At 42.2% G+C, this 15,946-nt stretch carries 15 protein-coding genes; 4 read left to right on the forward strand and 11 right to left on the reverse strand.

Annotated elements, in window-relative coordinates:
• Positions 1-36 precede the first annotated feature (36 nt).
• A complete protein-coding gene (locus ACNKW3_RS14375; protein WP_427400006.1) occupies positions 37-624 on the reverse strand; it encodes a YqaA family protein in 588 nt (195 codons plus the stop codon).
• Positions 625-693: 69 nt separating this feature from the next.
• On the reverse strand, positions 694-1,998 hold the full coding sequence (locus ACNKW3_RS14380; protein WP_427400007.1) for an amidohydrolase family protein: 1,305 nt from the start codon (positions 1,996-1,998) through the stop codon (positions 694-696).
• 109 nt (positions 1,999-2,107) lie between these two features.
• Here ACNKW3_RS14380 and ACNKW3_RS14385 point away from each other — a divergent pair, with 109 nt between their 5' ends.
• Positions 2,108-3,667 carry a methyl-accepting chemotaxis protein gene (locus tag ACNKW3_RS14385; RefSeq protein WP_427400008.1) on the forward strand — a complete coding sequence of 520 codons (1,560 nt, stop codon included), beginning with the start codon at positions 2,108-2,110 and terminating at the stop codon, positions 3,665-3,667.
• A gap of 51 nt (positions 3,668-3,718) precedes the next feature.
• On the opposite strand, the gene ACNKW3_RS14390 is transcribed toward ACNKW3_RS14385, so the two are convergent.
• The 3 genes from ACNKW3_RS14390 to ACNKW3_RS14400 all read right to left on the reverse strand — a co-directional run bounded on the left by ACNKW3_RS14390 (position 3,719) and on the right by ACNKW3_RS14400 (position 6,440).
• Positions 3,719-4,888, reverse strand: coding sequence for a hydroxymethylglutaryl-CoA reductase (locus ACNKW3_RS14390; RefSeq protein WP_427400009.1), 1,170 nt, complete (start codon positions 4,886-4,888; stop codon positions 3,719-3,721).
• A 137-nt stretch (positions 4,889-5,025) separates the two neighbouring features.
• A complete protein-coding gene (locus tag ACNKW3_RS14395) occupies positions 5,026-5,562 on the reverse strand; it encodes a DUF1285 domain-containing protein (protein WP_427400010.1) in 537 nt (178 codons plus the stop codon).
• Positions 5,562-6,440 carry a DUF3014 domain-containing protein gene (locus ACNKW3_RS14400; protein WP_427400011.1) on the reverse strand — a complete coding sequence of 293 codons (879 nt, stop codon included), beginning with the start codon at positions 6,438-6,440 and terminating at the stop codon, positions 5,562-5,564. Before ACNKW3_RS14400 ends, ACNKW3_RS14395 begins: the two co-directional genes overlap by 1 nt.
• Positions 6,441-6,606: 166 nt before the next feature.
• Here ACNKW3_RS14400 and ACNKW3_RS14405 point away from each other — a divergent pair, with 166 nt between their 5' ends.
• The gene (locus ACNKW3_RS14405) at positions 6,607-6,915 is read left to right on the forward strand and encodes a DUF6482 family protein (protein ID WP_427400012.1); all 309 of its coding nucleotides are present in this window, start codon (positions 6,607-6,609) and stop codon (positions 6,913-6,915) included.
• A 4-nt stretch (positions 6,916-6,919) separates the two neighbouring features.
• Here the strand turns inward: ACNKW3_RS14405 and ACNKW3_RS14410 are convergent, their stop codons facing one another.
• Genes ACNKW3_RS14410 through ACNKW3_RS14435 form a run of 6 tightly spaced genes read right to left on the reverse strand, consistent with a single transcriptional unit; the run spans position 6,920 to position 13,111 of the window.
• Positions 6,920-7,387 (reverse strand): EVE domain-containing protein, encoded by a 468-nt coding sequence (locus tag ACNKW3_RS14410; protein ID WP_427400013.1) that lies wholly within the window; start codon positions 7,385-7,387, stop codon positions 6,920-6,922.
• Position 7,388: 1 nt separating this feature from the next.
• Positions 7,389-8,438 carry a mechanosensitive ion channel domain-containing protein gene (locus tag ACNKW3_RS14415; RefSeq protein WP_427400014.1) on the reverse strand — a complete coding sequence of 350 codons (1,050 nt, stop codon included), beginning with the start codon at positions 8,436-8,438 and terminating at the stop codon, positions 7,389-7,391.
• A gap of 57 nt (positions 8,439-8,495) precedes the next feature.
• A complete protein-coding gene (locus ACNKW3_RS14420; RefSeq protein ID WP_427400015.1) occupies positions 8,496-9,809 on the reverse strand; it encodes an ABC1 kinase family protein in 1,314 nt (437 codons plus the stop codon).
• A gap of 38 nt (positions 9,810-9,847) precedes the next feature.
• Positions 9,848-10,132 carry a hypothetical protein gene (locus tag ACNKW3_RS14425; RefSeq protein WP_427400016.1) on the reverse strand — a complete coding sequence of 95 codons (285 nt, stop codon included), beginning with the start codon at positions 10,130-10,132 and terminating at the stop codon, positions 9,848-9,850.
• 17 nt (positions 10,133-10,149) lie between these two features.
• Complete coding sequence (locus tag ACNKW3_RS14430; protein WP_427400017.1) at positions 10,150-10,665, reverse strand: DUF6702 family protein; 516 nt, start codon at positions 10,663-10,665, stop codon at positions 10,150-10,152.
• A complete protein-coding gene (locus ACNKW3_RS14435; RefSeq protein ID WP_427400018.1) occupies positions 10,655-13,111 on the reverse strand; it encodes a M1 family metallopeptidase in 2,457 nt (818 codons plus the stop codon). The genes ACNKW3_RS14430 and ACNKW3_RS14435 overlap by 11 nt, the downstream gene beginning before the upstream one ends.
• 364 nt (positions 13,112-13,475) lie before the next feature.
• Between ACNKW3_RS14435 and proB the strand changes: the two genes are divergently transcribed.
• Positions 13,476-14,594 carry a glutamate 5-kinase gene (gene proB, locus ACNKW3_RS14440; RefSeq protein ID WP_427400019.1) on the forward strand — a complete coding sequence of 373 codons (1,119 nt, stop codon included), beginning with the start codon at positions 13,476-13,478 and terminating at the stop codon, positions 14,592-14,594.
• A gap of 52 nt (positions 14,595-14,646) precedes the next feature.
• Entirely contained in the window at positions 14,647-15,897 is a 1,251-nt protein-coding gene (locus ACNKW3_RS14445; RefSeq protein ID WP_427400114.1) for a glutamate-5-semialdehyde dehydrogenase, read from the forward strand.
• The last annotated feature ends 49 nt before the right edge of the window (positions 15,898-15,946 follow it).

The raw sequence follows: 15,946 nt of genomic DNA on the forward strand, positions 1-15,946 counted from the left end.
CTCCGTCATCATGTTTGTTGTGTAGCTTGAATTGGGTTAATTACCGTTTGATGATAACCATATTTTAACCGCAACTATAACCACAATTGTAGCAGTAGCAACAGCAATCGCCTGCCATTTGTACTTGCGCACAATTTTTTCTGTTTTATTGCCAAATATTTTGACTAACAGAGCTAAGCCAAAATAACGAATACTTCTACTAATCGTTACGGCCACTAAATACAAAGTTAGGGAATATCCAGTAACGCCTGCAGCTAACATGGCAATTTGCAGTGGGACAGGCGTCACCCCGGTGCTAAATACAAACCAAAAACCGTTTCGGTCCATGGAGTCTTCAAAGCGCGAAAATTGCTCTTCATTGGTAATGTAGGTCATGACCAAGTCGCGCAAAGCATCAAACAGGAAGTAACCTATGGCATAGCCAAGTATAGCGCCTAAAATGCACCCTATAGTAGTGACCGCGGCAATTTGCCAAATCTTTTCCCTTTTTGCCTGCATCAGGGGAATTAGAATGGTTTCCAGTGGAATGGGGACAACGGTAGATTCTAAAAATGAAGCAATGCCAATGCTGGTTAGCATATGCTTGGATTCTATCATCCGTTTAACGCGTTTTTTAATGGACAAGTGAAGTGTTTCCTAAAAGGAAAATGGGCCAGAATTTTTCCAGCCCATTTTAAACAGTATATTCAGGGTTTAAAGTTGCTTGTAAACCACGCCGTCTTTCATGACAAAAGCTACATCTTCCATCAACTTAATATTGTCGATAGGATTGCCTTTAACCGCAACCATGTCTGCTAATTTACCTGCTTGCACAGTGCCTAATTGGTCATCTATTCTAAGTAATTTAGAGGTATTCACAGTCGCTGATAGAATTGCATCCATTTCAGACATGCCAGCTTCTACCATGAGCGCAAATTCTTTGGCATTTTCACCATGCGGTGAAACCCCAGAATCTGTACCGAAAGCGATGAGTACACCATCTTCATGGGCTTTGGCGAAGGTATTTTGAATTAACGGTCCAATAGCGGCGGCTTTCGGACGAACAATGGCGGGGAAATAACCGTCAATTTTGGCTTTCTCAGCAACAAAGTTACCCGCCAAAATTGTCGGTACATAATAGACATCGTGTTTGCGCATTAAACGAATAATTTCGTTGTCCATGTAAGTACCATGCTCAATACTATCCACCCCTGCGAGAATAGCGCGGCGCATCCCTTCTTTCCCATGGGCATGCACGGCTACCGTCATACCATAGTCTTTTGCGGTTTGTACAATGGCATCTACTTCGTCTTGCATAAACTGCGGATTCTGGCCATTTTTAGCAACCGATAATACACCACCAGTGGCGGTGATTTTAATAAGATCAGCGCCATCTTTATAGCGTTGTCTTACCGCCTCTCTGGCTTCTGCCACGCCATTTATTACGCCATCTGCTGGCGTTGGACTGCCCATTAGTGCTTTTTTCATACCATTGGTAGGATCAGCATGTCCGCCTGTGGTGGCAAGTGATTTAGCTGCTGAATAAATACGCGGCCCAATCGCTTTTCCTTGAGAAATGGCATTGCGTAATGCCACGGTTTCATTAAACATATCACCTAGGTTACGTACTGTAGTAAAGCCGGCCATTAAGGTCTTTTCAGCATAATAAGAGGCTGCAATTGCATAGTCTGCTTCATTATTTGTGAAGCGTTTCATGTAGGAAGACGGTCCTTCATTTTGCCCGGACAAATGCACATGCATGTCCATCAAACCCGGCATTAAGGTATAACCTTCAAGATTGATAAAGTTATCGTAGGTTGTTCCCTCTTTTCTTCCATCTTCAATGCTAATGATTTTGTTACCGTCGACGATAACAGTTTTATCACGTTCAATTTTTGAATCAGTGCCAGTGATTAAGTTGCTTGTGTAGATGTAGGTTTCTGCGTTTGCCGTGGTAGGCAAAGCAAGAACAATTGCCAAGGAGGTGGCGACCGATACTAAGGTTTTTTTTATTTTCATTATATTAGAGCCTCGGAGAAGAATAAGGACACATTAAGTCAAAAAAGCGAGTAAATCAAAACTTTGTAAGCAGTCAATTTTACTCACTGGCAATAACTTGGATCTTAATATGCGCCGCAATCAGCAAATCACTGATAAAGAAGTCACTTTCGATGAATCCGAACAACTTGTTTCCACCACGGATACCCGCGGAGTCATCACCTATGCCAATGCCATATTTTGCAAAGTAGCAGGTTATACCGAAGAAGAATTGGTGGGTAAAAATCACAATCTTGTTCGCCATCCTGATATGCCAAAAGCAGCTTTCAAAGACATGTGGGAGCATCTTAAGCAAGGTCATGCATGGCAGGGAATAGTAAAAAATCGCTGTAAAGATGGTGGCTATTATTGGGTCGATGCCTTTGTTACGCCTATTTACGATGGTAGTGAATTAGTTGGCTATCAGTCGGTGAGGGTAAAACCTGATGCCAAACATGTTGCTCGGGCCAAGCGCATTTATGCCGATGTAAACAAAGGAAAATTACCCAGTGACCAAGAATTTTCGTTTAAATCAAAAAGTGTGCTTTATTTAGGTATTACTTTGGCAGTGGCGGCTTATACTGCATTTGCCACTGACTGGTTTGCTGGCTTTTCGATCATGGTCATGAGTATTTTAGGTTTTCTTATTTTTAAATCTGAGTTGCTAGAAACACCAAAATTTACCAAAGGCCTTACCGATGAATACGACAGTGTGAGCCGATTTGTGCTAGGCGGTCGCGGTACCCCCGGGATTATCAAATTCAATTTAGGCATGCTTAAGGCCATGCAGCGCACCATTATTGGTCGGACTCAAGATACTTCTAAAGGCATTGAAGCCATTGCAATTAATACCTTGGACATTGCCATGAAAACCTCAAAAGGGATTCAGCAGCAACAACAAGAAATTGATCAAATTACCAATGCCATTCGAGATATGAGTACTGGCAGCAAAAAAGTAATGCAAAGCACAGATGAAACCAATGTGTCAGTGCAAGAAACGAATTCTCAATGTGCAGACACGCGAAAACTAATTCTCCAAGGCCGTGATGCGGTAAATGAATTGTCGAAAATGGTTGAAAACGCAGCCTTAACAGCTGACTCCTTGATGCAAGCCTCTGATCAAGTTACTCAAACCATAGGTGAAATAGAATCCATTGCTGATCAAACCAATTTGTTAGCTTTAAATGCGGCCATCGAAGCTGCCCGCGCAGGTGAAAGTGGTCGAGGATTTTCGGTGGTAGCTGATGAAGTTCGTGCCTTATCCACTCGCACTCAAGAGTCGGCCGCTAAAACCATTGGTAGCACTAATGCCATGCGCCAAACCCTGCAAGAATGGGTCACTAAAATGCATGAATCTAGAGATACGGCTAACGACAGTGCCCAACAAGCCCAAACTTCAGCTGATTCTATTGAAGCTATTTATTCGATGATAGATAACATTTCAGAATTACTGGAAGGCATAGTAGCTGCCAGCCATCAGCAAGAACAAAACTGCACTGCGGTGGATGTTAACATTCATACCATCAGTGAAGTGTCAGCACAAAATGCAGCGCTAGCAGAACAAATGCAAAACAATGCCGACTTACTGGAAAGAAATATGCGTTCCTTGGTAGGGTTAAGTAATACCTTCTTGGCCAACGATCGTAAATAGCCACAGGACTAGCAAGCAATATTGCTTGGCTAGTCATAGCAATGTAGTGGGTTAAGGCCGGTTGCGTCCAAAGGCATCATGGCTAGATACCCACTCATCAGCAACCACAGCCGCACCTAATGACAACTCACCGCACAACACGGTTGCAGCCACTATTTCAGCAAACTTTTTGACTCTGCCTTGGCCATAACACCCTAAAACTTCTAGACATTCTTTTTGTGTCGCTAACCCGGTTCCTCCACCGTAGGTTGCGACCACTAAAGATGGAATTGTGACGGAAAAATAATAATCGCCATTAGGCGTAATTTCACTGTAAGTGTAGCCGGCGGACGACTCGGCTACATTGGCCACATCTTGCCCACAGGCGATAAAAAGTGCAGTGATGCCGTTGGCAAAATGAGCGCCATTACTGACACTTCCCGAAACTATAGAGCCCATATTCGACAGCTGTCGCTGACGGAATAATTCAGAAGGTGAACAGTGCATAATTGATTGCATTAATTCAGCAGGAATTACCGCCTCGGCAACCACTCGCTTTCCTCGGGTATGCAGCGCATTCACAAAAGAGTGTTTTTTATCAGTATCTAAATTGGCCGCCAATGCAAAATGTTCTAATCCGGGCGGCTTTTGATCTAAAATCCAATGACAGGCGTGTCGAGTAGCCTTGCTCACCATGTTTTGCCCGGCAGCATCACCACAGGTAAAGTTAAACCTTAGCCAACGCATTTTCGATACAGCATATTGTTCAATGTCTCTTAATTGTCCTACTGAAGTGGTTTCTTGTGCTTTTGTTTTTATGGCATCAAAGTTGTCTTTCACCCATTGCCCAAATTTAAGGGCAGCTCTAGCGTCTGAAAAAACAAAAATGGGCGCTCTTTGCATAGCATCATCAATTACCGTGGTTTTTATGCCGCCAGCTTCATTAGCCAGTCTCATACCACGGTTGTAACTAGCGACAAGGGTACCTTCGGTGGTTGCCATGGGAACATAAAATTCACCTTGCGCTTCTATGCCATCAATAAGTATTGGGCCGGCAAGGCCAACGGGAACTTGCGCTACCCCAGTAAAGTGTTCAATGTTGCCGGGTAAGGTTTCAGGATCTAAGGAGAAGTGCCCAAGATTCTCTAAGGATTGACCTGTTTGCTGCTGAACGAAATCTCGTCTAGCCGCTGCCATTGCACTACTATAATCATTGGTTTTATCTCTTGGAATTTTAGGCATACGGATATCTTGTTGTTATAAATATGTTAACAAGAGTATTGCTATTATTGGATATTCAAGCAAATTGAGACTTTGTATGCGTTTGGATAAATTTTTTTGATAGTCGGACCACATAACCAGCGGTCATCAAGGGTAGTTTAAAATTCACCTATGCTAAAACGGTAGCCGTTACTAGTTAGAAATAACTCGGTTTTGTTTCCATTACTGACGTGCTCCGCTTGATCAACCCATCGGTACAGCACGTTTTGGTGTACTCTTGCCCAAAGATTACGGCGTACATTCACATAGGGTACTTGTGCATCCTCAAAAGTGCGTAGCTCAACTGGGTGTTGCTCAGAGATCAATACTTTGTCACCTACCTGAGTGGAGATTTGAATGCCAGTATCGCTGGTGTCGGCATCAATAGCGACAAAGGGCACGTCTTCTACCTGAATGCCTATTTTTTCAACCGGTGTTACTAGGAAATAGCGGTCTTCTTCCTTTTTCAACACACTGGAAAACAAGGCAACTAATTTGGCTCGGGTAAAAGGGGTACCTTGATGCCACCATTGACCATTGCGTTTGATCACCAGTGGCATCTCACCGCAATATTCAGGATCCCATTTATCTACCGGCGGATATTGTTTATCACCACTGGCTTGGGATAACTGGGACTGAAGTTGCTGAATATCCATTACTCCAGTTCGCTTTTAATTTCTCTGAGAATGTCTTTTAATCTGCGCATATTATCTGGCCCCATGCGCAACATCTGCTTTTGCGGCAACGATAAGGCTTCTAGGCGTTCATCTTTGAATTTGTACATCACACTGTCAGAATAAACCTCAATTGGCACTGGCACTTGGGGCGTGTCTAACAAGGTATCGATAGCCGCTATCAGCGTATCATTGAAGTTTTCATTGGGACGCGAAATCTCTGCAAAGCGAGCTTCTATTTCAGAGCGATAAGTGTCTAGTAATCCAACCAAATCCTCTACGTCAGCCGCTTCAAGCATATCAACATAGGGTGTATATCTTTGGTAACTTGAAGGCTCGATCCAAGTCCTATCTGCTTGTTGGTATACTCTAAAACTTTGCTTAGGCGGTTCGACCAAACTGTCTTTGGGGGATGCTTGATTGTTCGCAAGATTATTGACGTTAATTACGAATTTCTGCAGCAGACTTTCGTCCACGATTAAGCGGCTGAATTGTTCCGACGTAATAATTTTGGCCAAGGCACTTTTAATCGCATCATCATTTACGTCAAGAGGTTCTGGCTCAGGATCTTCAATTACCGGCGCCAAATTTTCTACCTGATCTTCAGTTTCACCCGCACCAATCACCACTTCTTGAGTATCTGGCAAGGCTTCAAACAATGAATCATCGTCTTCTTGCTCAGGTAATTGTGCTTCCTCTACTGTTTCCTGCGTAGGTACAGGGATTTCTTGAGGAGCAGTTAACACTTCTGGCTCATCACTTGTTGGCCAGAACACTACTGCTACCAATATGATAAACAGCACAACAGACGCTATTATGTAGGGTTTCATCTGTTGTAGTTGCGTTGGTTGTTCTGACATTGGTTACTCCTTATAACCGGGGAATATTTGATAAGTTGTACTTTGATAAATTATACATAGTGTTGACTAAATAAATTTCAATTAATTCACTTTGGTAAACTAATAAAAAATTTATTACGTACAAAATGCGTCTTAGGTGCAGTTTAAAAATGCGAAGAGTAATCTCATGACAAAGTTCTTGCTACAGCGAATACGCAATAAACCACTAACCATCGATAAGTTAGAAGTGCATTCTTTTGAAATGAATATTTATTTGGTCAAACTTTGCATCGATCAAGATGAAGGCTTTGTATACGGCGACCAAGACAAACCCGAACGCTTTTTTTCATGCCAGCAAATTCGAGACGTGTTTGCCGAATGCACAGTTAAAACGGCCGTCATGAAGCACGACTCGCCCTATGATGAGATGATTGGGAATCCTGATAAACCGGCACAGCGCATGGAATTGCCTTTTAGTATGGCGCAACCCTATTAATACATTAGAGAGCGCGGCATTTTCCCAGCAAAAATTCAAATTCCGCTTGTTCCACAGGCATGATGGACAAGCGATGGCCTTTTTTTACCAAACCTAATTCGGTTATTTCCGGCATTTGTTTAATCTCTTTCAACGGCAGTACTTGGTTGAAGGTTTCCAAGTGTTCTACTTCTACCATTATCCAACGAGGGTTTTCTTTGCTGGCTTTGGGATCGTAATAATGGCTCTCTGGGTCAAATTGTGTTGGGTCGACTAAACCAGTGTTGCTGACTTTGGCTAAGCCAGCAATACCCACTAACTTGCAGCTGCTGTGATAGATAAAGACTTGGTCGCCTTTTTTTATGTCATCGCGCATAAAGTTACGTGCTTGGTAATTACGCACGCCATTCCAAGTTTCACGTTTGTCTTTGCGCGACGCTAAATCCTGTATGCTAAATTCATCCGGCTCAGTTTTAAATAACCAGTATCCCATATCAGGCCTCATTTGCTTTTTTGGTTTCTAACAACTTATTTAAACGTGCTTGTTTAATGCCTAACTGTTTATTTAGCTTTTCTTTTTCTTCGGCATCTGCGGCTTCTTTAACTCTTAATTCCAAGGCTTTAATTTGTTCTCTAAGCTCGGTTTCTTTAAATTCATGTTGTTCCGCTGCTTCAGCTTTATCAAACACTATGCTTTCAGGTGTAGCCGTTTCTTCTTCGGTGACTTTTTTCCGTGGCGGTTTGGCAATCACAGGAGGATTATCCCCTATGGGTCTTTGATTCATAAAGCCAGGAGAAACGATTTCGATATCTGCACCGTGAAGGGTATCTAAAATATTCGCATGTAGCTTTGAGCGCGCCGAAATTAAACTTTTAATTTCACTCAACAGACCTGAAACACGATAAGAAATAGAAAAGTCGCCTAATTCTATAATTTGTACAAATGGCTCGCTTAACCCAGCCTCTGTTGCCGCGATAACCAATAATTCTTCTATTTTCTTGTGATGGATATCATACCCCAAAGACAAGTTCGCGCTTATGATGGTACCTGAGCTTCGCACCACTTGAATTGGCTCAGATAATAGGTAGCTGTTGGTAAATGCAATAAGTTCGCGCTGTTCGGTTTGTAACTCGGTGTCGAAAATACCTTTTTCGGTAACTCGACCGAAAAAACTACCCACCCGAATAAAATCGCCGGTACGAAAGGGTTTAGTAATGCGCAGCACTAATCCAGCCATTACATTGCTTACCAAGGTGGTAGAGGAAAATGCGATAACACCAGAAAGCAGAATACCTAACAAGCCTAACACCTGATTGCGGGTGTCTTTTTCGATGGGCAAGGAAATCACCACTGCCACTAAAGCTATGACATATAAAAGAGACAATATGATTTGTCTTGGAAAACGGGCAGACATACTGAGGTGTTTGTCCCCAAGTAACACTTTATGGCTGATTGCCAGCAGGGCAATGGCCATTAAAATCGTTAATATAAAGGGAATCAGCGAAATGCCTAAGGCAATCATTTGTGAAAAAACAGTATCCATATGTACTCTGTGTTTTGCTGGCAATTTACATTCACCAGCTTGTTGACGATGGCAAGCCTAATCTTTTTCGCGCAAATAAGGCGCCAATGCTTTGCGCATTTCTAATTTAGCTCCCAAGCGATTAGCTAGCAAAATCATACCACTAATTTTTCTATTCACCAGCGCGGTATCAAAATTTGGAGAGGCAATGGCCTTTTTATTTCGAATTAATCCTTGGGTGTGGGCGTACAGGCGAGAAACTAATGCAGAAGCTTTAAAATTATAAGTTTCAGTTTGTAAGCATTCACTTGCCATTAATGTAGCACTTAATACCATTTCAATGACATCATTTGGCATGTTTGGATGCAGCAATCCAAGATCAAAAAATGCCTGCTTCATCATTTGCTGATCTTGCTGTTGCATGGCTTGGGCCATTTTTTTGTAGTAGGTTTGAGTATCAAATGCAATGTCGCAGCAAGCACCAAAATCTAGCAACACAATTTTTTGTGTATCAGCTTGATAGAAATAGTTAGCGAAATTAGGGTCACTCTGCATAAACCCAAACGCAAACAACTCTTTCAGTGTTAGCGTCATTAGACAATGGCAGACATGGTCTATGGTCTGTTGATCAAAATTTTCTACTTTGTCCAAAGGCTCGCCTTGAATATAGGTCATGGCGAGAATGTATTCACCGCTTAATGCAGTATTGACGTCTGGCACAATAAAATTATCGTCATCTTTGACCAATTGGGCGAAGCGCTGTAGAAATTGATATTCCTGACGATAATCTGCTTCTCGTTTGAGCTGGATTTTGGCTTGTTCGAGGATTTTGTCCAAATTAACTTCAGGCGGAAGCGCGCCACTTAACTTTATTAATCGACCAACATTATTGATATCGCTGTCTATGCTTTGGGCGACGCCTGGATATTGCACTTTGATCGCAAGATCATCTCCGCTTTTTAAACGAGCTCTATGCACTTGACCTATAGAAGCAGCGGCTACTGGCTCAAAGGAGAAATACTCGAACTTGTCCATCCAATTCGGCCCCCAGTTTTTGTTCAGCACATTCAGTAACTGACTTTTAGGCATGGCATCTGCGCCTTGCCGTAATTGGGCCAAAATGGGCTCCCATTCTGCGGGTAAAAATTCACCTGCATCCATCGACAACATTTGCCCAATTTTCATAGCGGCACCGCGCATTTGAGCGAGTTTGCTAGAGATGGATAACGCGTTGTTGGTAGTAAAAACAGTGGATTTTAAACTGGGTTTTTGTGCTTTTAATAGCTGGCCAGCACCTGTGGAGATGGCACTCCCGGCTAGTTTAGCAGCCAAACCTGTTAGCTTGCCAAGGCGGCTAATGCGACCAGAGGGAACTTTGCTTGATTTACTCATAGCAGATCATTTATCAGGTTTGCTTGTTGCGCTGATGTTTATGCTGTGAGAGCGACAATAACAGGGGAAAAAATATGCACTAGCATGCCAATAACGCTGCCACTGAGAAAACCAATCGCACCTTTTTTGTCCATGTAGCGAAATAAGGTCAAGCCAAATAAGCCGTACCATAACATTAGGCTGTAAACAGAAGTGATGCCAGCCCCTAATTGTTGGGGTAAAAATAGCAAGGTTGTAATTACCACAGCCATAGAGCCGGAAAGTACGACCCACATTATGTTCTTTTTATTGTGGAATTGATTTAGGCTATTTTCTTCTGACATCTAATTTATCCAATGCGTTAGTGATGAGCAAAGTCTATTTTTAACACTTCTGTGTTGTCAGTGAAAGTTAAGCTGTTAATGCTTTGGTCTAGTTTGACATTCACCAAGTTAGTTTGCGCAAACCAAATATCCCGTAAAGCATTATGAACTACTTGTAATCCTTCAAGTTTTTCTGGTTTAGGTGTTTCTTGATAAACCCAAAAATGCTTGCCTTCCACTTCGTAGCCCACTAAGGAAATATCAAGCGGCTCGTCATTGGGATAATAAATACCAAAACGCTGAGCAACATAATCAGCAAACTGCTTTTGTGTGGTGGCATCTTTGATGATATCTGCGCTACCGCCAAAGATTTCCTTCACTGCATGTTCTGCATCATGCAATTCAAACCTGTGCATTATCTCAAGCATATTGGTACGCGGATTAAGCTCAATTCTGGTTAATGCAGCTTTGACTTGATGCGCTTGCAAGTTGCTATTGATTAGCAATAGTAAAGCGACCGCAAGCAGTGGTCGCCAAATAGATTTAATTATCATCGTTATCTTTATCATCAGTTTTTAGTTCAGTTTTTATATCGTGCATGATATCTCTGCGAACTTTAGCTTTGCTAGCACTGCTCTTATAAGATTCAATGCGAGATTCAATGATGCGTCTTGGGTAGTAGTTATTTTCTACATTTACATCAGCTGTTTCCCAACGAGGATCAACGGCAACACTTTTCAGTACTTTGTCTTTCTCAGTTACGATAAGCTTTTGCACTTTATCTGGAGTTCTACGCCAGATTTCCGCAGGAATACGAACCATATCTGTTGAACCATCTTCGAACGTAAGCTCTAAAATGATAGGCATGACTAAGCCACCCAAATTAGAAAATGACATTACATAGTAATTCTTGTCTTCTTTTACTGCACGTTCTAGGGCTGTTCTTTCCCAAGGATCAAGATCCTTAAGGTACTTCTGATAGGCATTTCTTTCTTTATTAGTGACAGTGTAAATGTCATTGTCATCATAGAAATCTTTCACGTCTGGGTTTCTCTCAACCCAAAGTTTCTTGCCTTCAGCTTTATTACGCTCATCAGTAAGAGAAAGCGGTTTATCTGCTTCCATTTGACGCTGGCGATCAAAGTCGATATCAGGATCTTCGGTATCTAAACGTAGTTTGTATACTTCATCAAGAGAGATATCTACGTGATCAGTGGTGTAGAACCATCCGCGCCAGAACCAATCCAAATCAATACCAGAGGCTTCTTCCATGGTACGGAAAAAGTCAGCAGGTGTTGGGCGCTTATATTTCCAACGAAGCGCGTACTCTTTAAACGCAAAATCAAACAATTCACGCCCCATTATGGTTTCACGTAAAATGTTCAAGGCTGCCGCAGGCTTGGTGTAAGCATTTGGCCCAAGACGTAACACAGAATCAGACTGGGTCATAATAGGTACTTGGACATTTGATGCCATGTAATCAGTAATGTCACGAGGTTCTACACCCCATGGAATACTCGGATCCCATTCGCGGCCAGCAACACCGTCTAAGAAGCTATTTAGACCTTCGTCCATCCAAGTCCATTGACGCTCATCAGAGTTAACCACCATAGGGAAATAAATGTGGCCAATTTCGTGAATCACCACGCCAATCAAGAAGCGCTTTTCAGCCAGAGAATAAGTGCGAGAACCATCGTCTCTTAATTCTGTTCTTGGACCATTAAAAGTGATCATTGGATATTCCATACCACCCACTGGACCATTCACCGACTGCGCCACAGGATAAGGATAATCAAAGCTAAATCTGGAATACACTTCCATAGTGTGGATTACGGATTCAGTGGAATATTTTTTCCACAGATCGCCACCTTCTTTGGGATAGAATGACATCGCCATTACTAATGGCATATCGTCACCACCTTGATTATAACCTTTAGCATCCCACATAAATTTACGTGAACTTGCCCAAGCAAAATCTCTTACATTGTCTGCTTTAAAGGTCCAGGTTTTGGTTTTAGATGTGCCTTCTTTCTCGTTTTCTAGGGCTTCGTCAGCAGTCACGATAAACACCGGACGTTTAGCATCTTCCGCTTTCTTTAAACGATCTCTTTGGGTCTTGGTTAGCACATCTTTAGGGTTCATCAGGGCGCCAGTAGAAGACACTATGTGATCAGCGGGTACGGTAATATTGACTTCGTAATCGCCGAATTCTAAGGTAAATTCACCACGTCCAATAAACTCTTTATTGGTCCAGGCTTCATAATCTGTGTAAGCGGCTAAACGTGGAAACCATTGAGCAAGTAAGAAAATATCATTGCCACCTTCTCGCTCATCATCTGGGAAATGCTCATAACCAGCACGGGCAGATACAGCATCTTCTTCAACGATGTTGAATGCGAAATCTATTTCAAACGTAATACTTTTAGAAGGCTTCAGCGGTTGCGGTAAATCCACACGCATTAAGGTGCCCACTATGGTGTGCTTAAGTGTTTGACCTTTGCTGGTTTCCACTCTTGAAATGTCGTAACCCAACTCAGTATCTTCAACAAAGTGTTGACGACGCAGTGCCGCCAAACTAATTTTTGCTGGCGTATCGCCATCTGCTGATTGAGTGCCTGGGCCTCGATTTCCTATGCCACCAAAGGTAGTGGTTAATGCTGACATAGAATCGTCTTTAAACTTGTTTTGATCTAATTGGATCCATAAGTACTTAAGCGTATCAGGAGAGTTATTGGTGTAAGTGATGACTTCAGATGCGGTTAGACGGCGTTTTTCTTCGTCTAATTTAACATCGATTTTGTAATCAACTTTTTGCTGCCAATACATATGGCCAGGTTCACCGGCGGCATTGCGGTAGACATTAGGTGTGGGTAATACTTCATCAAGTTGTCGAAATTTATCTTCAAATTGACCTTTTGTTTGTTTGATTGCTGCGTCTGTCGCGAAAGCTAGGGTTGCAACCAAGCTTAATAAAGTAAGCTTGTAAATCTTTAACAACATATTTTTTCCCTATCGTAGTGCTTTATCAGCTCTTGTGGCCGATTAAAATATTCAATTGAAATTTGATGGTTGTAAGATCAATTTCATATTGAGTGTTTAAAATTATTCAAAACTGAATTTGAATAAACCACGTATAGTACATCAAAATTTGTTCAACAGAACAGATACTGAAATCTTTTGAAACACTTTTTTGGCGTAGCTGTATTAAAAAACAGCAGTAATGTTAAGATTATGTGAAAAAGGTTTTGGTTATGTAACGAAAGCTAAAAATATATCTTTAATTTTAAGAGAAAACGCTTGCTCGACTTGAGAAAGCATTATATATCCTTATTCTAATTTACATCATTCAACAACAAGATCGGAGATGGCGAATTTTACTTGGCAAACAGCCGTTATAAAAATTGGAAGCGCACTTATATCACCTGACGGAAAAGGGTGCAGTACGCAATTTATGCAACATATTGCTCGCTTTATTAGTGAAAGTCGAAAGCAGAATAAAGATGTGATTCTGGTTTCTTCAGGCAGTGTTGCAGCTGCCCGTGGCGTTGTGAAAACTGGTGTCGCAGTTACACGCAGTCAAAAAGCTGCTATGGCAGCCGTCGGACAAACAAAAATGATGGGCGTATGGTCCAGTTTGTTTGACTTTCCCTGCGCGCAGCTATTACTCACCGTTGATGATTTAAACGACCGCCGGCGTTACGTAAATATCAAAAATACCATTCAAGAATTGCTTGATAACGGTGTGCTGCCCATAGTCAACGAAAACGATACAGTAGCGGTTGAAACTTCTAAAGTAGGTGATAACGATAATCTTGCCGCACACACAGCCATTGCAATGCAGGCAGATTGCTTAATAATTTGTACCGACGTTGACGGACTTTATACTGGTAATCCGCGCACCAATCCCACTGCGAAACGCATTGATACCGTTGAGAAGATTGATAACGGTATTATGAGTTTAGCGGGTGGCGCAGGCTCTTCTGTGGGTACTGGTGGAATGGTAACCAAAATCCAAGCCGCAAAAAGATGTACGCATTCGGGCATTCAGACCTTGTTGGTGTCAGGCACAGATCCAACGACCTTTGACAGTTTACTCGATGGCAACTGTCCAGGTACCTTATTTTTACCTGAGGACCAAGGGCTTACCGCAAAACATGACTGGATTGCCCATACCTCGCATCCAAAAGGTGAAATCATCATTGACCATGGTGCTTATGTGGCAGTTACCGAAAAAGGTGCATCTTTATTGCCCGCAGGCATAACCAAAGTCAACGGAACCTTTGCGCAAGATGATGCAGTTTTGGTGATTTATGAAGGCAATGTTATCGGCAAAGGAATTAGCTTATTTTCGTCAGCGGAAATTCAGCAAATTGCCGGCGTAAAAAGTCATCTAATTTCAAGAATACTGGGTTACGACGCATCAGAAGTGGTTATCCACCGAGATAATTTTGTTTTGATTACTCAAGATAAATTAACCCATTAAGCAACTACGAATTTAAATAACACAATAGGAGAAGGTGAAAAGCCAAACTATTATGAGCTTTGATATCAAGCTGGCTGCGGCTCAAGCAAAAGCAGCAAAAAACGCAATAGCAAATCTGGACCAAGCGCAACGCTTGGCACTACTATTATCGGTCGCGAAGGGGCTTAGAGATAATGTGCCTTCAATTCTGCAAGCAAACAAAATTGATTTGCAGAATGCCCAAGAGAACGGTCTTAGTGAGCCCATGATTGACAGATTAGCGCTAGATGAATCTGGCGTTGAGGCAATTGCGACCGCGGTAGAAGAAATTGCACATCAACCTGAAGTACTCGGCAGTATTGCAAATATTCGACCATTGCCCTCAGGCATTCAAGTGGGAAAAATGCGAATTCCCCTTGGCGTAGTAGCTATGATATACGAATCTCGACCTAACGTAACAATAGATGCGGCTGCCTTATGTTTAAAAGCAGGTAATGCAGTTATTTTACGCGGTGGTAAAGAAGCCCAAGCATCGAACCAAGCGCTGGCGAAAATTTTACATCAAGCGCTTAAAGAGCAAGGATTACCGGAAGCGGTTGCTACAGTAATTCCGGTACCTGACCGCTCCGTAATGAGTGAAATGCTTGAACTAAGTGATAGTATCGACCTCATTATTCCAAGAGGTGGTGAAGGTTTGATTCGATATGTTAGTGAGAACAGTAAGATCCCTGTTATTCAACACTTTAAAGGCGTGTGTCACCTGTTTATTGACGAATTCGCGGATTTGGAAAAAGCGTTACCGATTTTGGAAAACGGTAAAACCCAGCGCACTGGTGTTTGTAATGCGTTAGAAACCCTAGTGGTGCATAAAAACATTGCGGAACAGGCTATGCCCAAAGTGGCGAAATTATTCAAAGATAAGAATGTAAAAGTACACGCTTGTGAAGCATCTATTGGCTACTTTGATGATGCAATTGCCGCCACCGAAGATGATTGGCATGAAGAATATTTAGCCTTAGAAATCGCGGTGAAAATCGTCGATGACTTTGAGACTGCCCTTGAGCATATTCAAACCTATGGCAGTGGTCATACCGAAGTGATAGTGACTGAAAACTTGGGTAATTCTCAACGCTTTATGCGAGAGATTAATTCATCAGTAATTATGCTAAATGCTTCGTCTCGATTCTCTGATGGTGGTCAATTAGGATTGGGTGCAGAGATAGGTATTTCAACCTCTAAACTCCATGCTTATGGACCTATGGGGGCTGAGCAGTTAACCACTGAGAAGTTCGTGGTCTATGGTGATGGTCACATTCGCCAGTAAACTCTTTTGAAATAAAATAGCCTTGATGATCGAAAAAGTAATTGCCATC

The sequence above is a fragment of the Glaciecola sp. 1036 genome (assembly GCF_050306235.1).
Taxonomy (GTDB): Bacteria; Pseudomonadota; Gammaproteobacteria; order Enterobacterales; family Alteromonadaceae; genus Glaciecola.